15 protein-coding genes are annotated in these 21,285 nt (G+C 51.9%); all 15 read left to right on the top strand.

Annotated elements, in window-relative coordinates:
- The first annotated feature begins 84 nt into the window (after positions 1 to 84).
- The 15 genes from BTJ40_RS16935 to argJ all read left to right on the top strand — a co-directional run bounded on the left by BTJ40_RS16935 (position 85) and on the right by argJ (position 21,278).
- The gene (locus BTJ40_RS16935) at positions 85 to 1,842 is read left to right on the top strand and encodes a penicillin-binding protein 2 (RefSeq protein ID WP_108734197.1); all 1,758 of its coding nucleotides are present in this window, start codon (positions 85 to 87) and stop codon (positions 1,840 to 1,842) included.
- Positions 1,839 to 3,371 carry a UDP-N-acetylmuramoyl-L-alanyl-D-glutamate--2,6-diaminopimelate ligase gene (locus BTJ40_RS16930; protein ID WP_108734196.1) on the top strand — a complete coding sequence of 511 codons (1,533 nt, stop codon included), beginning with the start codon at positions 1,839 to 1,841 and terminating at the stop codon, positions 3,369 to 3,371. Before BTJ40_RS16935 ends, BTJ40_RS16930 begins: the two co-directional genes overlap by 4 nt.
- Positions 3,364 to 4,743 (top strand): UDP-N-acetylmuramoyl-tripeptide--D-alanyl-D-alanine ligase, encoded by a 1,380-nt coding sequence (gene murF / locus BTJ40_RS16925; RefSeq protein ID WP_108734195.1) that lies wholly within the window; start codon positions 3,364 to 3,366, stop codon positions 4,741 to 4,743. Before BTJ40_RS16930 ends, murF begins: the two co-directional genes overlap by 8 nt.
- Positions 4,743 to 5,828: a phospho-N-acetylmuramoyl-pentapeptide-transferase gene (mraY, locus tag BTJ40_RS16920; protein ID WP_108734194.1), complete on the top strand. Its 1,086-nt coding sequence runs from the start codon at positions 4,743 to 4,745 to the stop codon at positions 5,826 to 5,828. Before murF ends, mraY begins: the two co-directional genes overlap by 1 nt.
- 8 nt (positions 5,829 to 5,836) lie before the next feature.
- Positions 5,837 to 7,219: a UDP-N-acetylmuramoyl-L-alanine--D-glutamate ligase gene (murD, locus tag BTJ40_RS16915; protein ID WP_108734193.1), complete on the top strand. Its 1,383-nt coding sequence runs from the start codon at positions 5,837 to 5,839 to the stop codon at positions 7,217 to 7,219.
- Positions 7,216 to 8,439: a putative lipid II flippase FtsW gene (ftsW, locus tag BTJ40_RS16910; protein WP_238152039.1), complete on the top strand. Its 1,224-nt coding sequence runs from the start codon at positions 7,216 to 7,218 to the stop codon at positions 8,437 to 8,439. The genes murD and ftsW overlap by 4 nt, the downstream gene beginning before the upstream one ends.
- Positions 8,439 to 9,536: an undecaprenyldiphospho-muramoylpentapeptide beta-N-acetylglucosaminyltransferase gene (gene murG, locus BTJ40_RS16905; RefSeq protein ID WP_108734192.1), complete on the top strand. Its 1,098-nt coding sequence runs from the start codon at positions 8,439 to 8,441 to the stop codon at positions 9,534 to 9,536. The genes ftsW and murG overlap by 1 nt, the downstream gene beginning before the upstream one ends.
- A gap of 29 nt (positions 9,537 to 9,565) precedes the next feature.
- Complete coding sequence (gene murC / locus BTJ40_RS16900) at positions 9,566 to 11,029, top strand: UDP-N-acetylmuramate--L-alanine ligase (RefSeq protein ID WP_108734191.1); 1,464 nt, start codon at positions 9,566 to 9,568, stop codon at positions 11,027 to 11,029.
- 139 nt (positions 11,030 to 11,168) lie between these two features.
- Positions 11,169 to 11,849: a cell division protein FtsQ/DivIB gene (locus tag BTJ40_RS16895; RefSeq protein WP_238152038.1), complete on the top strand. Its 681-nt coding sequence runs from the start codon at positions 11,169 to 11,171 to the stop codon at positions 11,847 to 11,849.
- Between the two features lie 115 nt (positions 11,850 to 11,964).
- A complete protein-coding gene (gene ftsA, locus BTJ40_RS16890; protein ID WP_108735309.1) occupies positions 11,965 to 13,200 on the top strand; it encodes a cell division protein FtsA in 1,236 nt (411 codons plus the stop codon).
- Positions 13,201 to 13,288: 88 nt separating this feature from the next.
- Complete coding sequence (gene ftsZ / locus BTJ40_RS16885; RefSeq protein ID WP_108734189.1) at positions 13,289 to 14,530, top strand: cell division protein FtsZ; 1,242 nt, start codon at positions 13,289 to 13,291, stop codon at positions 14,528 to 14,530.
- 395 nt (positions 14,531 to 14,925) lie between these two features.
- Positions 14,926 to 15,840 carry a UDP-3-O-acyl-N-acetylglucosamine deacetylase gene (lpxC, locus tag BTJ40_RS16880; protein ID WP_108734188.1) on the top strand — a complete coding sequence of 305 codons (915 nt, stop codon included), beginning with the start codon at positions 14,926 to 14,928 and terminating at the stop codon, positions 15,838 to 15,840.
- A gap of 155 nt (positions 15,841 to 15,995) precedes the next feature.
- Entirely contained in the window at positions 15,996 to 16,931 is a 936-nt protein-coding gene (locus tag BTJ40_RS16875; RefSeq protein WP_108734187.1) for a M23 family metallopeptidase, read from the top strand.
- Positions 16,932 to 17,094: 163 nt separating this feature from the next.
- On the top strand, positions 17,095 to 19,845 hold the full coding sequence (gene secA / locus BTJ40_RS16870) for a preprotein translocase subunit SecA (protein ID WP_108734186.1): 2,751 nt from the start codon (positions 17,095 to 17,097) through the stop codon (positions 19,843 to 19,845).
- A 230-nt stretch (positions 19,846 to 20,075) separates the two neighbouring features.
- A complete protein-coding gene (argJ, locus tag BTJ40_RS16865; protein WP_108734185.1) occupies positions 20,076 to 21,278 on the top strand; it encodes a bifunctional glutamate N-acetyltransferase/amino-acid acetyltransferase ArgJ in 1,203 nt (400 codons plus the stop codon).
- The last annotated feature ends 7 nt before the right edge of the window (positions 21,279 to 21,285 follow it).

Raw genomic sequence — 21,285 nt, 5'->3', positions numbered from 1 at the left:
TTAATTGGGTTTCGGGACTCAGGCCGGGAAAGTGACACGCTCAGCCTGGGCACAGAATAAATAGATAACGCCAACTGGAAAAACATGGGCGCAGTCAAAAAAAAGGATATTCAGCCGGGTATTGCCCGCTGGCGTTTTGCGCTGGTGGCAGTTCTGCTGTGCCTGCTCGCCCTGGCCCTGGTTTTCCATTTGGCCAGACTTCAAGTGGTGCCTGCTGCTGAGCGCGGATATCGTTTTCTGCAGGATCAGGGCCGGGCTCGTACCCTGCGCACTGAAGAAATTGCCGCGTATCGGGGCTCGATCGTCGACCGAAATGGTGAGCTTCTCGCCGTAAGTACACCGGTGCACAGTCTGTGGGCTAATCCGAAACTGTTACGCGAAATAAGTGATGAAGATTTAGTGCGCTTGGCTCGCGCGCTGGATTTACAGCCATCCAAACTGGGTGCCCGCCTGGAGAAGTACCGCAATAAAGAATTTATGTATCTGCATCGCCACCTGTCTCCAGAGGAGGCTGGGGAAGTGCTGGAGCTGGGTATTTCAGGTGTTTTCAGTAAAAAAGAATACCGGCGCTTTTACCCTGCTGGAGAGGTGGTAGCCCAGCTTCTCGGTTTTACCAATATTGATGATCGCGGCCAGGAAGGAATGGAGCTGGCCTACGATGACTGGCTGTCGGGACAGCCGGGATCCCGCCAGGTAATTAAAGACCTGAAAGGGCGTACTGTAAGAGATTTAGCGATCCACCAGGAAGCGCAACCGGGCAGGGATCTGCGTTTGTCTATCGATATGCGCCTGCAGTATTTGGCCTACCGGGAATTAAAACGAGCAGTCTCGGAAAACGGCGCCGCCTCGGGTTTTATGGTGATTCTCGATACTCACAGTGGTGATGTATTGGCTATGGCCAACCAGCCTTCATTTAATCCCAATGACCGTAAGGGCGCTAAGTCAGCAGCCATGCGCAACCGAGCCCTGATCGACCAATTTGAACCGGGCTCTACGGTAAAGCCTTTAACGGTACTGGCCGCTTTGGAAACTGGGCGCTATACGCCAAAGACAGAAATAAACACCAGCCCTGGATATATTCGCGTGCCGGGAAAAACCCTGGTGGACCCGGTTAATTACGGAAAAATAGACCTCACTAAGATTATTACTAAGTCGAGCCAGGTGGGAATTACAAAAATTGCTCTCGATTTGGAACCAAATTCTCTGCGGGGACTCTTTTATCGCTTGGGTCTGGGCGAGGCAGTGGGCAGCGGCTTCCCCGGTGAAGCACAGGGGATCTTGCCCAGTCGTAGCCGCTGGCATCCAATCGAGCGGGCTAATTTCGCCTTCGGCTACGGTTTAACAGTTAACGCTGTGCAACTGGCACAAGCCTACAGCGTGCTAGCGAATGAAGGGGTTAAGCGTCCTGTTTCCCTGGTTTTATCCGGTGACAAAGTGCCGGGCGAGCCTGAGCAGGTTATTGAGCAATCCTTGGCTGGGCAGGTTACAGCGATGTTGGAGACGGTGATTTCCCGGGGTACCGGACGCCTTGCCGCTGTAGAAGGTTATCGTGTCGCCGGCAAGACCGGTACTGTGCACAAAGTTGGCAGTAGTGGTTATGCGGATAATCGCTACCGCTCAGTATTTGCGGGCTTTATCCCCGCTGATAATCCGCGTCTTGCGGCGGTAGTTGTTATTGATGATCCCAGTCATGCCAAATATTACGGTGGTGAAGTTGCTGCACCGGTATTCGGTTCGGTGATGACTGGTGCTATGCGCCTGTTGCAGGTTCCGCCGGAAAAAATTGGATCGGCGGAAGGGCAATTGGCCGCGCAGTTAAGCGAGAGGGGTTCAAAATCGTGAGTCAGCGCGAACAACATTCTGTTTCTATCAAAGAATTAGTGCCGGGTTACGCCGGTATTCCCGATATTTCTGTCACTGGTATTGCCCTGGATAGCCGCAAGATAAAAGCGGGCGATGTATTTATGGCCTTGCGCGGTTCTGTGGTCGATGGTCGGGAATATATCGATGCGGCAATTACTGCAGGTGCTGCGGTAGTGCTTGCCGACGGCGACAAGCTGGAATGTAAAAGCCGTGGTGATATCCAGGTGGTCAGTGTTCCCGGTCTGGCAAAGCGGGTAGGGGAAATTGCCGCGCGCTTCCACGGTAATCCCAGTGCTGAAATGCACTTGGTCGGCGTGACTGGCACCAACGGTAAAACCACTTGCGCCTATTTGACTTCCCAATTACTGGCTCGCCACTTTGGCAGTGCAGCATTGATAGGCACCATCGGTAATGGTGTCTGGAAAGATAACCAAATCGAATTGCAGGAAACGGGTTTAACAACGCCTGACCCGGTGAGTTTACAAGCGGACTTTGCAAATTATCGCGATAGTGGCGTTGCCGCTGCCGCAATGGAAGTTTCTTCGCATTCCCTTTCTCAGGGACGTGTGCATGGGCTGATTTTTGATACGGCAATTTTTACCAATTTGAGCCGCGATCATTTGGATTATCACGGCAATATGGCCGCTTACGGCGCAGCCAAAGAGAAACTTTTCGGACTGCCAAAATTGAAGCGAGGAATCATTAACCTGGATGATCCGTTTGGCGCCCAGTTGGCAGAACGCTGCAAATTGCGTGGCCTGCGCGTTATTACTTATGGGCTGCAGGCGGGTGATTTATATGTTGCTGACCTGCGTCGCCATGAGCGCGGATTTTCTGTAAAGCTAAATTCCCCCTGGGGCAGCGGTGAACTGCACGCACCCTTAATCGGCGATTTCAATATTCACAATGCTCTGGCTGTCGTAGCTGCTGCAGCGGCAGAGGGCATGCCTTTTGAAGATATTCTTGACGCTTTCCCCACTATTAAAGCGGTGCCGGGGCGTATGGAGCGTGTCCTGGTTGAGGGTTCCGATGATGTGGGTGTATTGGTGGATTATGCCCATACACCAGATGCTCTTCGCGCGGCTTTAGCAGCAGCGCGCCCTTACTGTCGCGGTAATTTGTGGTGTGTTTTTGGTTGTGGCGGTGACCGGGATACGGGTAAGCGCGCGGCGATGGGGCGTATTGCCTCCGAGATGGCGGACCGTGCCATTGTGACTAGCGATAATCCCCGCAGCGAGGAACCACAAAAAATTATCGACGATATTCTCGAAGGGGCTGCCAGTAATATCGAAGTTGAAATTGATCGCGCGACAGCGATATCTCAGGCGGTATCTGCAGCACAACCGGGGGATATTGTATTGATCGCCGGTAAAGGGCACGAGAATTACCAAATTATCGGCAGTGAAAAAATTCACTTCTGCGATCGTGAGCAAGCTGCTGCAGCTCTCAAAGCCCGCGTGGATGAATCGGGCCAGTCAAGTGAAGGCAAGGAGAGCCAAGGTGATTAATTCCCTTACGTTGCAGCAACTGCAAAGCCGTTTTGGTGGTGAGTTAATCAATGGCTCTGTGGAGTTTGAACTGGTTTGTACGGATACCCGCAAGCTGGACCCCAAATCTTTATTTGTTGCTCTGGTTGGCGAAAATTTTGATGCGCACGATTTTGTCGGTGAGCTGGATGGCCAGGTATTGGGGTTGGTCGTCGATCGTGAAGTGCCCAGTTGCAGTTTACCGCAGTGGCGCGTTGAAGATACGACGGTCGCATTAGGACAAATTGGCTTACTGTGCCGTGAGCAGTTTGACGGTCCGGTTGTGGCCATCACAGGGTCCTGCGGAAAAACCACCGTTAAGGAGATGCTGTCTGCAATTTTTTCCCAGAGTCATACACCCTGTGTAACCGAGGGAAACCTGAACAACCAGTTCGGTTTACCTATGACTTTGTTTGGGCTGACAGTGCAACACGATGTGTTGATTCTCGAAATGGGAGCTAACGGCCCTGACGATATTGGCTACCTGTGTAGTATCGGCAAGCCGCAGGTGACGGCGGTAAATAACGTAATGCCAGCGCATGTCGAGGGCTTTGGTTCTGTTGATGCTATCGCAAAAGCCAAGGGCCAAATTTATACCAGTTTGGATGTATCGGCGACGGCGGTGATCAATACCGATGATGGCTATGCGAATTACTGGTTGGAGAATATGCCCGAAGGGGTAAAGACTCTGGGTATTGGCTTATCTAATGAGTGTGCTATCCATGCGGATAATATTGTATTGAATCCTAATGGTTGCCCTTCATTTGACTTGGTAATTGAAGGCGTTGCCCACCCTGTTAGCCTGAAATTGCTTGGTGAGCACAACGTTCACAACGCTCTGGTTGCTGCTGGATGTGCTTTTGCTGCGGGAATACCTGCGGTTGAAATTATCAGCGGACTTAACACGGTGACCGGGGTTGCTGGGCGCTTGCAGGAGCAGGCAGGTATAGCCGGTGCAACCGTTATTGATGACAGTTACAACGCTAACCCTGGCTCTGTAGGTGCGGCCATTGAATTGCTATCACAGCGTTCAGGCAAAAAGATCCTGGTGCTTGGGGATATGGCCGAGCTGGGTCCCGATGCCGAAGAAATGCACCGGAGTGTGGGAGCTTTAGCGCGGGAGCGCGGCTTGGATGCACTGTTTACATTGGGGCCACTGGGTACTGCCGCCAGTATGGCCTTTTCTGCGGGGAGGCATGAGTCACTGCGGAATTATCGCGAGAGAGAACCCTTGGTTGTAGCTCTCACTCAACAATTGGATGAAAAAACCACAGTATTGGTTAAGGGATCACGCAGCGCCCGTATGGAATTGGTAGCGCAGGCACTGCTTGGCAACAGCAGAGGGGAGAAGTAATGCTGCTTTGGCTTGCAGAGCTATTACAACAACACGTCAGTGGTTTTTCGGTATTTAACTATCTGACTGTACGCGCAATTCTTGCTGCGTTGACGGCGCTGGGTATATCACTACTCGTGGGCCCGCGTATGATTCACTGGCTGAATCATTTACAGGTGGGGCAGGCAGTGCGGGATGATGGCCCGCAAAGCCATTTGAGTAAATCTGGCACCCCAACTATGGGGGGTACGCTGATCCTCGCCTCGATTTTTGCGTCGGCTCTGCTCTGGTCCGATCTCAGCAACCGCTACGTGTGGGTAACTTTATTAGTTACTTTTGTTTTCGGCGCGGTGGGTTTTGTAGATGACTATAAAAAAGTCGTTTACAAAAATCCCCGTGGCCTTATTGCCCGTTGGAAGTATTTTTGGCAGTCAGTTGCCGGATTGGGCGCTGCTATTTATCTGTATATGAGTGCTTCAAGCCCGGCGGAAACCCAGTTCTTTGTACCTTTTTTCAAGGATGTTGCGATCAATCTGGGGCCGGTAACTTTTATATTGCTGACCTATTTTGTTGTTGTAGGCTCCAGTAATGCGGTCAACCTGACCGATGGTCTCGATGGCTTGGCGATTATGCCTACAGTGATGGTGGGCGGTGCACTCGGGGTTATCGCTTACCTATCTGGCCATATGGAATTTGCCAACTATCTGCATATCCCGCCTATCCCTGGTGCTGGTGAGTTAGCAGTGTTCTGTGCTGCCCTCGGTGGTGCCGGGCTCGGATTTTTATGGTTTAACACCTATCCGGCCCAGGTATTTATGGGAGATGTAGGCGCCCTGGCTCTGGGAGCAGCATTGGGCATTATTGCGGTAATTACCCGTCATGAAATTGTCCTCTTCATTATGGGCGGTGTGTTTGTGATGGAAACGGTTTCCGTAATTTTGCAGGTGGCATCCTTTAAATTAACGGGGAAGAGAATTTTTCGCATGGCGCCTCTGCACCACCACTTTGAGTTAAAAGGGTGGCCGGAGCCTCGAGTCATTGTGCGCTTTTGGATTATTACCGTCATTCTGGTCTTGGCTGGTTTGGCAACACTGAAAATTCGATAAGTAGATAAATGAGCCTGATCGCGACTTCTTCACAGCAGAAAGTGGTAATAGGTCTTGGCGCTACCGGGAAATCGGTGGTGCGCTACCTGCTGCGTCACGGTCATACTCCGGTTGTTGCAGACAGTCGCGACAACCCGCCCGGACTTGAAGCTTTCCGTCAGGAGTTCCCAGAAGTGGCCGTGGAAACGGGTCCATTACGTTCAGACACTTTACTAGCCGCAAGTCTGATTATTGCCAGTCCGGGGGTTGCGCTTGCAGAACCCGTATTGCAACAGGCGATTGCCGATGGCATCCCTGTGGTTGGGGATATCGAGTTATTTGCCCAGGCCCTGACACGAAGGCAGTCGATAGCAAAGATCGCCGCGATCACGGGCTCCAACGGTAAAAGCACAGTAACCACACTGTTGGGGGAAATGGTAGAAGAAGCTGGGCTGACAGTTGGTGTCGGTGGAAATATCGGTGTGCCGGTTCTGGACTTGCTGGAGGAACCGCTACCAGAAGTGTTTGTTCTGGAGCTTTCCAGTTTCCAGCTGGAAACTACCTATTCTTTGGCTCCCAGCGTTGCCACCATTTTGAATATGAGCGCGGACCATATGGACCGCTACCCCAGCATGGTGGAGTACCACCGGGCCAAGCAGCGCATTTATCGTGGTGCGGATCAATTCGTGATAAATCGTGCGGACCCCTTAACCCAGGGGCCTCTCTCCCGTGAGCGGCGGGAGTGGAGCTTTGGGCTTGATCAACCTGATCTCAATCAGTTTGGCCTGCGCTCACATGAAGGGCAGAGCTGGTTAGCTCGAGGCACTGAACTTTTATTGCCGGTAAGCGATTTGGCCATGGTAGGCAAACATAATATTGCCAACGGTTTGGCTGCCCTGGCGATGGGCTATGCACTGGGGTTGCCGACCGAAGCGATGCTGCGAGTTTTACGCCGTTTTCGCGGCTTAAAGCACCGTTGTGAGCGGGTGACAGATTTTGAAAGCGTTGTTTATGTCAACGATTCAAAGGGCACCAATGTAGGTGCAACTCAAGCTGCATTGGATGGCTTATCTACGGCAACTCAAAAAATAGTGCTTATCGCCGGGGGGGATGGCAAAGGCGCTGACTTTGCTCCCTTGCGAAAAAGTGCTGGGGCGCTGCGGGGATTGGTTTGTATTGGAGTAGATGGAGACAAGATAGCCAGCGTTTTTGATGGCCAGTGTGAAATTCGCAGAGCTACTTCGATGGTGCAAGCGGTCGCAGAGGCCAGGAAATTGGCGAATAGTGGCGACTATGTTTTGTTGTCACCAGCGTGCGCCAGCTTTGATATGTACCGTAATTTTGAAGCCCGTGGTGATGATTTTCGCCAGACAGTTCTTGCGCTACGCGATACAGCTGGAGGTGTCCTGTGAGCACTCTGGCAGTGAAGAATCAGGATAGCGAATGTCAGGATGGACTGCTGCTGTTCACTGTTCTGGCCCTGGCCAGTATCGGGGTGGTAATGGTTGCCTCAGCTTCCATTGCCTTTGCAACGGATATTTACGGTGATCCCTGGTATTTCCTCAGACGTCACTTGGCTTTCTTGATGGTTGGTGGTGTGGCTGGACTCGTCGTCAGTCAGATTCCCCTGGCAATTTGGTCACGATTATCATGGCCGCTATTGTTGTTTGCCTGTCTGTTGATGGTAGCTGTGCTTGTGCCTGGGATTGGCCGGGAGGTAAACGGTAGCCGGCGCTGGCTGGTATTTGCAGGTATCACTGTGCAGCCTGCAGAAGTGGCCAAGTTTTGTTTGCTGGTTTTCTTTGCCAGTTTTTTAACGCGCCGAAATAAGCAGTTGCGCCATTGGAGCAGTTTTATGGTCCCGGTGGTGATTCTGGGTAGCGTTGCTCTGTTATTACTTTTGCAGCCGGATTTCGGCTCTGTAGTTGTAATTTCTGGCACTGTGCTGGCAATGGTTTTTTTGGCGGGAGCGCGCCTTCCCCATACTTTTTTATTGGTGGCTGCCGCTGCCAGTGGCTTAGCGTTAATGGCGTTGATGAGCCCTTATCGCTTGCAGCGATTGCTGACTTTTCTAGACCCTTGGGGGGACCAGTTTGCCAGTGGTTATCAACTTACCCAGTCACTGATCGCGTTTGGGCGAGGAGAGTGGTTTGGTGTGGGGTTGGGCAATAGCGTGCAGAAACTATTTTATCTGCCCGAGGCCCATACGGATTTTATTTTCGCCATTCTGGCTGAAGAGTGGGGAATGTTGGGCGGTGTAGTGCTTGTGGGACTTTTTGTTGTGCTCACTTACTCATTGCTCCGGCTGGTAAGGGAATCTCTTGTGCAGGAGAAGTTCTTTGCTGCACTGTTAGCCTTTGGTATGGCTGTGCTATTGGCGGGGCAAGCTTTCGTCAATATGGGCGTTGCTTCTGGCCTGCTGCCAACCAAAGGCTTGACCCTGCCATTTGTCAGTTCTGGTGGCAGCAGCCTGATTGTGTGCTGTGCATTACTCGGTTTGGCGATGCGGATCCGGGCTGAATTAAAGCAGCCTGCTGAAAACGGAAGAGAGGGGCTTGAACTTTTGCGTCAGCTGCCAATATTCCATCAACCCAAGTCCAGTATGAAGGGCAGTAGCGGAGAAACCGTTTGATGTCTGAAGTAAATAAACGTTTTTCCGGGAAAAAGTTTTTGTTGATGGCGGGTGGCACTGGAGGCCATGTATTTCCAGCACTGGCTGTGGCTAAGGCACTGCAAGAACAGGGAGGCGATGTCGAGTGGTTAGGCACCGAGCGTGGGATTGAATCCCGCTTGGTTCCAAAGGCAAATATTCCTCTGAACTGTATCAAGGTAGAGGGCATACGAGGAAAGGGAAAGCTGGCCTTGCTCAAGGCCCCGCTGCAAATTTTGCGAGCAATTGCCCAGGCTAGAGCGGTGGTTAAGAAAGTACGACCTGATGCGGTGCTCGGCTTTGGCGGTTTTGCGACTGGGCCTGGCGGTGTTGCGGCCCGTCTCGGCGGGATACCACTGATTATTCACGAACAGAATGCCGTTGCTGGAACGACTAACCGCTTGTTGGCGCGGATTTCCAGCCAGGTGCTCGAAGCATTTCCCAGTGGTTTACCTGGTGCCAGACAGGTGGGCAACCCGGTGCGTAAGGAAATTGCAGAGCTGCCAGAACCAGAGGCGCGAATTGGCAGCCAGGTGTCTCTACGACTTTTGGTTTTAGGGGGCAGTCTCGGTGCTGTGGCGATAAATGATTTGGTTCCGAAGGCGATTGCTTTGTTGGATCCCTCTTTGCGCCCGACAGTGCTCCACCAGGCAGGAGAGCGCCATCTGGAGGTCGCCAGAGAAGCCTATAAAGAGGCGGGCGTAGAGGCTGAGGTAGTCCCCTTTATAGCGGATATGGCTGAGGCCTATAGCTCCGCAGACTTGATTATTTGTCGGTCCGGAGCTTTGACAGTTTCCGAAATTGCAGCTGCAGGTGTCGGCGCAATTATGGTGCCTTTTCCTTTTGCAATTGATGATCATCAAACGCGTAATGGCGAGTGGTTGCAAAATGCCGGCGGAGCGATTGTTATTCAGCAGCGTGAATTGGATGAACAGAAGTTATCTGGTTTATTGAAGAGTTTATTAGAAGATCGCCAGAAGCTATTACAAATGGCGAGTGCTGCACGGCAAGTGGCAAAAACCGATGCGACGGAGCAAGTGGTTAATGCTTGCGGAGAAGAGCTGGCCCCGGCCAGGTAACAGAGAATAAGTGGACGAAGGTTAGAGTAATGTCTTCAGTGCGGACAAGCGAAGATAAAAGTTATGCGGTACCGGCCATGCGCCGTATCCGCCGAATCCACTTTATTGGGATCGGCGGTGCCGGTATGAGCGGTATTGCAGAGGTGTTACAAAATCAGGGCTACGAAGTTTCCGGTTCTGACTTGCGTGAATCTGCGGTAACCGACAGATTGCGTAAACTGGGTGTTAAAGTTCAAATTGGACACAGCGCGGAAAACGTTCGTGGCGTTGATGTTGTGGTTAATTCCTCTGCGGTACACGGTGATAACCCGGAGCTGGTCGAGGCGAGGGAGAAAAGAATCCCTATTGTACGCCGTGCCGAAATGCTCGGCGAACTGATGCGCTATCGCTACGGTATCGCCGTGGCAGGAACTCATGGAAAGACAACCACTACAAGTCTGATCGCCTCAATTTTTGCGGCGGACAAAAAAGACCCGACCTTCGTTATCGGTGGCTTGGTCAACGCTGCGGGTGCTAATGCAGCCCTAGGTGAAAGTCGTTATCTGGTGGCGGAAGCTGACGAGAGCGATGCGTCTTTTATTCATCTTCAGCCTATGGTTACGGTGATTACCAACATCGATGCGGACCATATGGAAACTTATGGTGGCGATTTTGAAAAGGTGAAGCAGATCTTTATTGATTTCGTACACAACCTGCCGTTTTATGGTTTGGCGGTGGTCTGTGGGGATGATGCCAATGTTCAGGAGGTCATTCCCAAGTTCTCTCGCCCGGTTTTGACCTATGGATTTGATGAGGGTAATGATTACCGCATCGTTGAAGTAAAGCAGGAGCCTCTTTGTAGCCACGTCACCGTACAGAGACCCAAGGGTGATCTATTACAGGTTTCTGTAAATACGCCGGGTATTCACAATGTGCTCAATGCGACAGCAGCAATTGCTGTAGCTAGTGATGAAGGCGTCAGCGATGAGGCGATTCGCCAGGGGCTGAAAGGTTTCCAGGGTGTTGGTCGTCGATTCCAGATCTACGGTGATTATGCGGTTAGCGATGATACTGAGGCTGAAAAAGTGATGTTGGTGGATGATTACGGTCATCACCCACGTGAAGTGGCTGCTACGGTAAGGACTGTTCGAGATGGTTGGCCGGATCGTCGTTTGGTAATGATTTACCAACCCCACCGCTATACCCGGACACGGGACCTGTTTGAAGACTTTGTACAGGTACTTTCCGAGGTGGATAAGCTGATTTTGTTGGATGTGTACAGTGCCGGTGAATCGCCGATCGCTGGTGCTGATGGAAGAACACTTGCGCGAAGTTTACGCAACCGGGGTCAGGTAGATCCGATTTTTATGGAGACCATTGATCAGGTTCCTCCAGTATTGGCAGATTTGTTGGAGCCGGGTGATATTGTACTGACTCAGGGCGCAGGTAATGTTGGAGCGCTCTCGCAAAAACTCGCAGAGTGGCGCCTTGGTGAGCGGGGCGGTGGAGACTGAGCTAGTAGTGAAAGGCGCTGGAACGAAAACAACCTCGAGAAAAAAAAAGGCTGCTCGCGGTGCAAGCCCTCTCGGGGCCGGTGATCCCGATAAACTACGCTTGAATTGGAAGCGGTGTTTTTTTTTACTGGCAATATTCGTGAACTTTTCAGCATTACTCTTTGGTGTAGCCTGGTTATGGCAATGGGCTCCATCGGTTGAACTCAGTAATGTTGATGCCCTGGAGCAGGTGCAAGTACGCGGCGCTTTTAATGCGGTAACAGAAGAGGAAATAAGGGAGGCGCTCCTTCCTCACCTGAAAGCGGGCTTTTTTTCAGCGGACATTCAGGCAATGCGGCAGACATTACTCGCTAATCCCTGGATTGTTTCCGCTTCAGTGAGCCGGCGTTGGCCGAAGGGGGTTGAGGTTGATATCACTGAGGCGCAGCCCTTAGCCACCTGGGGCGAAGAGAAATTGTTGGTGGCGAGTGGGGATTTGTTACCGCGACCGGCTTACATGGGGGTTCAGGCCCTGCCAGAGCTTGCAGGGGATGAAGAGCTGGTAGAGCGCATTATGTTGCAGTACCGAGCTCTCGCGGGGTTACTCACGACGCGGGACATGGAAGTAAAACGGTTGTCCTTTGATGACCTGAGGGGTTGGCATCTGGAGTTGGTGTCGGGAATTGAATTAAAACTTGGCCATGATGCTTTATTGGAACGGGTACACCGCTTTCTGTATTTAAGTCGCGGTGTACTGGCTCCACACTTACAAAAAGTAGTCAGTGTTGATACACGTTACAGCAATGCAGTAGCGATTCAGTGGAAAGACGAAGAAAAGTAAATATGGAGGCAGCCCAGTTGGCTGCTTTACAGATAAAAGTTTAAAAGCGAACGCTGTATTCTGGTCCGATAGTAGAACCTGAACCGGAATGCAGCTCAGCGAGGTTGGTACGAAAATGACACAGGTAACCGATCAGCGCATGATTGTTGGACTGGATATAGGCACCTCTAAAGTAGTCGCTATTGTCGGTGAGGTTTCCGGTGATGGGGAACTCAATATTGTCGGTATCGGCTCTCATCGTTCCACGGGAATGAAAAAGGGCGTAGTGGTTAATATTGAATCAACTGTACAGTCTATTCAGCGCGCTGTGGAAGAAGCTGAGTTGATGGCGGGTTGCGAAATTCACTCTGTGTACGCAGGGATTGCGGGAAGTCACATTCGCAGCTTGAACTCTCACGGTATAGTTGCCATCAAGGATCGAGAAGTTACTCAACAGGATCTCGATCGTGTTATTGATGCGGCTAGAGCTGTCGCTATTCCGGCGGACCAGAAAATTTTGCATACGCTTCCCCAGGAATACCTGATTGATAATCAGGAAGGGGTAAAAGAGCCTTTGGGAATGTCCGGTGTACGTCTCGAAGCAAAAGTCCACCTGGTTAGCGGCGCAGTGAATGCTGCGCAGAATATTGAAAAATGTATTCGCCGTTGTGGCCTGGAAGTGGAGGATGTCATTCTTGAGCAATTGGCCTCAAGTTACGCTGTCCTCACTGAAGATGAAAAAGAATTGGGAGTGTGCATGGTAGATATTGGTGGGGGAACTACCGATATCGCAGTATTTACTGGCGGCTCTATTCGGCATACCGGTGTGATACCGATTGCTGGAGACCAGGTTACCAATGATATTGCCATGGCCTTGCGGACACCGACACCGCACGCAGAAGATCTGAAAATCAAATATGCGTGCGCATTGGCAAAGCTCGCTCGCGAAGGTGAAACCATCAAGGTGCCAAGCGTTGGTGATCGCGCGCCCAGGGATTTATCCCGACAGGCATTGGCCGAGGTCGTTGAGCCGCGCTACGACGAATTGTTTACATTAGTACAGGCGGAGTTACGTCGCAGCGGCTTCGAAGACTTGTGTGCGGCGGGTGTAGTACTTACCGGCGGCTCTTCAAAAATGGAGGGCGCAGTTGAACTGGCTGAGGAAATTTTTCATATGCCGGTTCGCCTAGCAGTGCCTCAGGGTATTGCAGGTTTGACGGATATCGTCAGCAACCCAATTTATTCCACTGGAGTTGGATTATTGATGTATGCGATGCAGCAGGAAGAGGCTCGAGAGGGCAAAATACAACCTGTGCGCAACGATAATCAGTGGTGGGACAAGGTAAAGCACTGGTTTCGCGGAAATTTGTAATAGAGTGCAACCAGATTTAGCCATCCCATGAGGGATTTTTTTTAGGCATGGCTGTAAAATTCGACATGAGCAAGAAAGGGGAACAGCAATGTTCGAACTAGTTGATAGCGTACAGGATAAGCCTGTCATCAAGGTGATTGGTGTCGGCGGTGGCGGTGGTAATGCTGTTAAGCATATGATCGCCAATGATGTTGAGGGTGTAGATTTTATCTGTGCAAATACCGATGCACAGGCTCTCAAAGATATTGAGGCTCGCACTATCCTGCAACTGGGTAACACAATTACACGCGGTCTGGGTGCGGGTGCAAACCCGGACATTGGTCGCCAGTCCGCGCTTGAAGATCGCGATCGTATTGCTGAGGTATTAAACGGTGCGGATATGGTGTTTATCACTGCCGGTATGGGCGGTGGTACCGGCACCGGCGGTGCGCCAATTGTTGCTGAGATTGCAAAAGAGCTCGGCATCCTCACCGTTGCAGTGGTCACTCGTCCATTTAAGATCGAAGGGCGCAAACGCACTGTAGTGGCTGAAGAGGGAATCCTTGAGCTGCGCGATAAAGTTGACTCCCTGATTACTATTCCCAACGATCGCTTGTTGGAAGTACTCGGCAGCAAGATCACAATGAAGTCCGCATACAAAGAAGCGGATAACGTTTTGCTCGGTGCTGTTCAGGGTATTGCCGACCTGATGATTCGCCCGGGCATCATGAACGTAGACTTTGCCGATGTACGCACCGTAATGTCTGAGATGGGTATGGCAATGATGGGCTCCGGTTCAGCCGTTGGTGAAAACCGTGCGCGTGAAGCTGCAGAGAAAGCAGTACGCAGCCCGCTGCTGGATAACGTCAACCTGGCAGGTGCTCGCGGTATCCTGGTGAATATCATCACCGGTAGCGAAGAGGCGGGCTGTCAGGAACTGACCTTGGGTGAATACTCAGAGGTGGGTGAGATTGTCCAGGAAATTGCCTCCGACGAAGCGACGGTAGTGATCGGTACCGCTGTGGATGACAAGCTAGGTGATGAGATGCGAGTTACCGTGGTGGCGGCGGGCCTCGGAGAGGGTACCCCGGCAGCGCGCCCGGCCAAGGTGGTGGATAACACCCGCCGCCCGGAACCCCGCGAGCCAGTTCGGGAAACCCGTGAAGCTCGCGATAGCCACAGCGCTCACGCTGGCCACAGCTCTGCAGGATTGGCAAGCCGCGAGGCTATTGATCCGCGTCCCCGTGCTGAAGCGGAGCGTCCCAAGCGCCCAGCTTCTACTCTGAACCCCGCTGATGCGGATATGGAGTACCTGGATATTCCCGCCTTCCTGCGCCGTCAGGCAGACTAGGGAAAGGGTACCGCAGAGGCAAGAACACCGCTCATGTCTGCCCGGCTCCGGCTGGGTATTGCCGCTGCGGTGCGGCTTTTATTCGGGTCCACCTTGTCGAATGGGTGGGCCCTTGCTTCGTTTGTGTGAATTTTAATCAGAACTGGCGGGTCGCAATAACTATCTAAAATAATTAACAATTATTAACAGCGCTTGTGAAGCTTACGATCTTAAAATGCTGTCATAGCGACATGCGTTGGCGCTGCAATCTTTGCTTGATCTATCCTCTATAGGTAGGTGGTGCACAGTTGTAGTGACCACTCGCCCAGAATTGGTATTGGCGTCGCAATTGTGCTAGTATCGATGGCTTGCTGCGCCTCAGGGGCGTGGTCCACCGACGGGGAAAAGATAGTTTCATGATCAAACAGCGCACGCTTAAGAATGCTATTCGCGCCACTGGCGTAGGTCTGCACACTGGCAAGAAAGTTGTACTTACCCTTAAACCAGCGCCCGTAGACACCGGAATCGTGTTCCGTAGAACCGATTTAGATCCGGTTGTTGAAATCGAGGCTCGTGCGGAAAATGTCGGCGACACTCTTCTTTCGACCACCCTGGAAAAGGGTGATGTTCGCATTGCTACAGTAGAGCACTTGCTCTCGGCAATGGCGGGCCTTGGTATTGATAACGCGATTGTCGAGTTGTCAGCCCAAGAAGTGCCCATTATGGATGGCAGTGCCGGCCCATTTGTTTTCCTTATTCAGTCCGCAGGTATCCAGGAGCAAGCGGCTCCGAAAAAATTCCTGCGTATTAAAAAGCCAGTAACCGTAGAGGATGGCGATAAAGTAGCCAGCTTCCTGCCTTTTAATGGCTTTAAAGTTTCTTTCACAATCGATTTTGACCACCCGGTATTTCAGGGGCGTAACCTCAGTTCATCTGTGGACTTTTCCAGCACTTCTTTTGTGAAGGAAGTGAGTCGCGCCCGTACCTTTGGTTTTATGCACGAGATTGAATACTTGCGCTCCAAAGGCCTGGTTCAAGGTGGCTCCCTTGATAATGCAATCGTGATTGACCAGTACCGCATTTTGAATGAGGGTGGATTGCGTTATGAAGACGAATTTGTGAAGCATAAAATTTTGGATGCTATTGGCGACCTTTACCTCCTTGGCACCAGCCTCATTGGTGAGTTTAAGGCCTATAAAGCAGGCCATGCACTCAACAACAAATCCCTCCGCAACCTGATGACACAGAAGGATGCCTGGGAAATGGTCACCTTTGAAGGTGAGCAGGAAGAGGCTCCGATCTCTTATATCAAGCCTATTTTGGCAGTTTGATACTTTTGCAGGAAGCCGGCATTATAGTGCCGGCTTTTTTGTATGATTGTTTCACAGAGAAAGCCTGTAGATTTTTGGTATTCTTTTTGGTTTGGCACCTCACCTTATAGTGGGGACTAACGAAAATTAAAAATGTCGAACTCCTCACAGCCCCTATGAAAGTAATCCTGGTCAATGAGCGCGGTGCGACTCGCAGCTTTAATTTCGGCAGCTTGAGTAAAGCTCTGTTGGGCTTGTGTCTGCTGAGCCTGCCTGTGGGGGCATTTTTGCTGGGGGCCAACCTGCCGGTTACCAAAACCGATCTGTTTGATTCCCGAACTGCCAAGGCTTGGAGCCGCGCCCTGCGCAAGCAGCAGGACGAAATTGCTGAAGCCGATAGGGAGGCGCGGGAGCAGCTCGCAGCCCTCACGCTTAAACTCGCTGAGTTGCAGGCACGTTTAACTCGCCTGGATGCGCTGGGTGAGCGTTTGACCTCTGTAGCCAATCTCGATGAAGGGGAATTTGAGTTTGGCAGTGCACCGGCTATCGGTGGACCGGAAGATACCGGAATTGCAGGCGCATCCGAACTGCCATATCAGCCACCCGAATTCCTAGATGTTATTGGAGATCTCTCTCACCAGATTGAAGATCGCCAGATGCAGTTGAATACGCTCGAATCCCTGATGGCTAACCTCAAGCTCGAGGATGAGCAATTCCTGGCAGGCCGCCCTATCAGCAAGGGGTGGATGTCCTCCCGCTATGGTTATCGTACCGACCCTTTCACCGGCCGCAGAACCTGGCATAAGGGTGTGGATTTTGCTGGCAAGATGGGCTCTGACGTTGTTTCAGTAGCTGCAGGCGTTGTTACCTGGGCCGATGAGCGTCACGGCTATGGCCAGCTGGTGGAGATCAATCACGGTAATGGCTACTCCACTCGTTACGGGCATAACAGTGAGCTGAAAGTGGGGTTGGGTGATGTAGTCAAGAGGGGCCAGGTCATTGCCCTGATGGGCTCCAGTGGCCGCTCTACCGGGCCCCATGTCCATTTCGAGATTTACAAGAATAACCGCACGGTTGATCCGGCCACCTATATCCGCCGCACAGGCAGATAAGAACTATCCTTCCTTTACGCGTAATTGTTGGCAGCTTGGCATAAGAGTTGCCAGCGCTTGCGCCTTCCTGTTTACTTGCACCCCTCGCATAAAGGAGCGTCGGTGCATTGATCTGCCCGATATTAGCGCCGACAGCGCAAATAAGATAAGTGGTTTCTAGATAATGATTGGCAAACTGATTAAATCGGTCTTTGGTTCAAAAAATGACCGCGAGCTGAAGCGCATGCGACGCGTCGTGGAAAAGATCAATGCTCTGGAAGAGGATTTTCAGAAGCTTGACGATGCAGGCCTGCGGGCTAAAACAGATGAGTTCAGGCAGCGTCTCGCTGATGGGGAAAAGCTCGATCAAATTCTGCCCGAAGCGTTTGCCGCAGTGCGCGAAGCGGGCCGCCGGACTATGGGCATGCGCCATTTCGATGTCCAGCTGATAGGCGGTATGACCTTGCATGAAGGGCGCATCGCAGAAATGCGCACCGGTGAAGGTAAAACCCTGGTTGCAACCTTGCCGGCATATCTTAATGCATTAGAAGGTAAGGGTGTTCACATTGTTACGGTGAATGATTACCTCGCTGCGCGGGATGCCAATTGGATGCGCCCGGTGTATGAATTCCTGGGTATGACTGTGGGAGTTATTGTTTCCCAGCAGCCGCCGGAAGATAAAAAAGCAGCATACGAGGCTGACATCACTTACGGCACCAATAACGAGTTTGGCTTTGATTACCTGCGTGACAACATGGTGTTGCGCAAAGAGGATCGTACACAGCGTCCTCAGAATTTCGCTATTGTGGATGAAGTAGATTCGATCCTGATCGATGAAGCCCGTACCCCGCTGATTATCTCTGGCGCTGCTGAAGATTCCTCTCACCTTTATATGGCGATGAATAAGCTGGTCCCTCAGCTGGAGCGCGCCGAAGAAGGTGGCGAGGGCCACTATACGGTTGATGAAAAAACCCGTCAGGTTGAACTTACCGAGCAGGGGCACTTATTGATCGAAGATCTGCTGTCACGCAGCGGATTAATGAAAGACGATCAATCACTTTACGCCCCTGGGAACCTGGGTTTGTTGCACCACGTGCATGCGGCTCTGCGCGCTCATGTACTTTTTAACCGCGATGTGGATTACATAGTGCAGAATGGCCAGGTGGTTTTAATTGATGAGCACACCGGCCGGACTATGCCCGGTCGTCGCCTCTCCGAGGGCCTGCATCAGGCGTTGGAAGCAAAAGAGAGTGTTCAGATCCAGAGTGAGAGCCAGACCCTCGCCTCCACAACCTTCCAGAATCTTTTCCGCTTCTACCCCAAGCTCGCCGGTATGACCGGTACTGCAGATACAGAGGCGTTTGAATTCCAGCAGATTTACGGGCTGGACGTGGTGGTAATTCCCACGAATAAAGAAATTCAGCGTGAAGATCTCAATGACCTGGTTTACCTGAGCCAGGAAGAGAAGATGGAAGCGATTATTGAGGATGTGAAGCACTGCCGTGAAAAGCAGGCTCCGATCCTTGTGGGTACTGCCTCTATTGAGACCTCGGAAGAGATGTCTCGCAATTTGCAGAAGGCCGGCATTAAGCACCAGGTCCTTAATGCCAAGTACCACGAGCGTGAAGCACAGATTATTGCCCAGGCGGGTCGTCCGGGTGCGGTGACTATCGCCACCAATATGGCCGGTCGTGGTACCGATATTGTTCTGGGCGGAAACTGGGAAGCTGAAGCGGCAGCCCTGGGGCAGGAGAAAGGCCGCGAGCTGACTGAAGCAGAATTGGCGCAGGTCAAAGAGGATTGGAAGGAGCGTCACGAGCAGGTTATTGAGGCCGGTGGTCTGCATATTATCGGTACTGAGCGTCATGAGTCCCGCCGTATTGATAACCAGTTGCGAGGCCGCGCTGGTCGCCAGGGCGACCCGGGTGTTACTCGTTTCTATCTCTCCCTGGAAGACAACCTGATGCGCATCTTCGCCTCCGACCGGGTGAAGAACTTTATGCAGATGCTGGGAATGGAGCGCGGTGAGGCGATCGAGCACCGTATGGTTTCCAACGCTATTGAAAAAGCCCAGCGCCGCGTTGAAGGGCGTAACTTCGATATTCGTAAACAGTTGCTGGAATACGATGATGTGGCCAATGACCAGCGTCAGGTGATTTACGGCCAGCGCAACGAACTGCTTGAGGCTGAGAGCATCAGTGACACCATCTCAGCTATTCGTGACGATGTGGTCGATGGCATTATCTCCAGCTCAATTCCGCCGCAGAGTGTGGAAGAGCAGTGGGATATCCCGGCCCTGGAGCAACAGCTCTCCGGAGAATTGGGTATCCAGCTTCCGGTACAGCAGTGGCTGGACGAGGACCGCACCCTGCACGAAGAGAGTCTGCGGGAAAAAATTGCTGCCGCTGCTCAGGAGGCATATACGGCAAAAGTTTCACGCATTGGTGAGTCTTCCGGTGATGCCAATTTGATGCCGACTATCGAGCGTCAAATTATGTTACAGGTATTGGATCAACTGTGGAAAGAGCACCTTTCCAGCATGGATCATTTGCGTGCGGGTATTGGCTTGCGGGCTTATGCCAACAAAAACCCCAAGCAGGAATTTAAGCGCGAGTCTTTCCACCTGTTCCAGAGCATGCTGGAGAACCTCAAGCATGAAGTAGTGCGCATCCTTGCCCACGTAGAGCCGATGACTCGTGAGCAGGCAGAAGAAATGGAGCAGCGCCGCCTGGAAGAGCAGCGCAAACAGCAGCTCGAACTGCAGCATGCCCAGGCTTCAGCACTTCCAAAGAGTGAACCCCAGGAACAGCAACCGGCGACTCCTGTACCGGAGCGCCGCGGTCCTAAAGTTGGAAGGAATGACCCCTGCCCCTGCGGCTCCGGGAAGAAATACAAGCAGTGTCACGGCAAGCTGGCTTCCTCTACTCAGAGTTAAGTTTCCACTGCCTGGATTTAGAAATACCCTGCTTAGCAGGGTATTTTTTTAATTTCGATAAGAATTATCTGCGGATATCTCGAGTTATTCCGCAGATAAGTTCATTTTTGACTTGCCTTGGTTAAGAGCGGCTTTGATAATGTCTGCCACCTATTCATTTCTGCAATTTCGCTCTAGTGAACTGCTTACAGGTTTGCAGAGTGTTGTGATAGCTCTAAGTCGTTATTCTTATGCCTGAATCACTTATACCCTCTGTTGAAGGGGTTCGTCTCGCCAGTATGCCCGCCAAGATCAAAGATTGGCAGCGCAACGACCTGTTGTTGGTTGAGCTTGCTGAAGGAACATCAGTCGCTGCAACGTTTACCCAGAATACTTTTTGCGCGGCCCCGGTTACTGTCGCCAAAGAACATATCTCCAAGGGGGGTGTGAGAGCTTTGGTAGTCAACGCCGGCAACGCCAATGCTGCCACTGGAGCCAGAGGGTTGGTGGATGCACGGGCTACATGTGAGGCCGTGGCAGATGCTTTAGAGATTTCTGCGGAACAGGTATTGCCTTTTAGTACCGGTGTGATTGGCGAGCACTTGCCAATGGATAAGTTGCTTGCTGCAATCCCAGATTCTGTAACGCAGCTTGATCCCGGTGGCTGGGAGTGGGCGGCCGAGGCCATCATGACTACAGATACCAGACCAAAAGTTGCGAGTCGCACACTGAAAGTTAATGGCGAGGAAATAACAGTGGTTGGCATAGCCAAAGGTTCCGGCATGATCCAACCGAATATGGCGACCATGCTCGCCTATGTCGCCACCGATGCAGGCGTAGCGCAACCACTACTGGAAAAAATGGTGTGTGAAGCCGTAGAGGCCTCCTTTAATCGTATAAGCGTAGATGGAGATACCTCGACGAACGATGCCTGTGTACTAATGGCAACGGGTGCGCGTGGAGAGGTGATCAGCAGCAGTGAGGATATCGGCTATCGGGAGCTACATGAGGCAATTACAGAAATACATATAGAGCTCGCCCAGGCTATTGTCCGGGATGGCGAGGGAGCGACAAAATTCGTTACCGTGCAAGTGGATGGCGCACTCAGCAGTGAAGAGGCTTTGGCTGTGGCTTTTGAAGTGGGAGACTCTCCACTGGTGAAAACTGCACTCTATGCCTCAGATCCTAACTGGGGTCGGCTGGTTATGGCGATCGGCAATGCCATCAAAGGCGAGCTGGACACTGATAAGGTGGAGATTTTCCTTGATGCTGTACAGGTGGTAAGCGCCGGTGGGCGCGCGTCTGGGTATCTAGAGCGGGCTGGAGAGCAGGTATTTTCAAAGCCTGAATTTATGATTCGTATTGAGCTGGGTCGAGGCACGAGCAGTGAGCATATCTGGACCTGTGACTTCTCTCACGAGTATGTCACCATCAACGCAGAATATCGGACTTGAGGTAGTA

The sequence above is a fragment of the Microbulbifer sp. A4B17 genome, assembly GCF_003076275.1.
GTDB lineage: Bacteria > Pseudomonadota > Gammaproteobacteria > Pseudomonadales > Cellvibrionaceae > Microbulbifer.
Note: the sequence above shows the minus strand (reverse complement) of the source record. Positions and strands in the feature narration are given on the sequence as shown.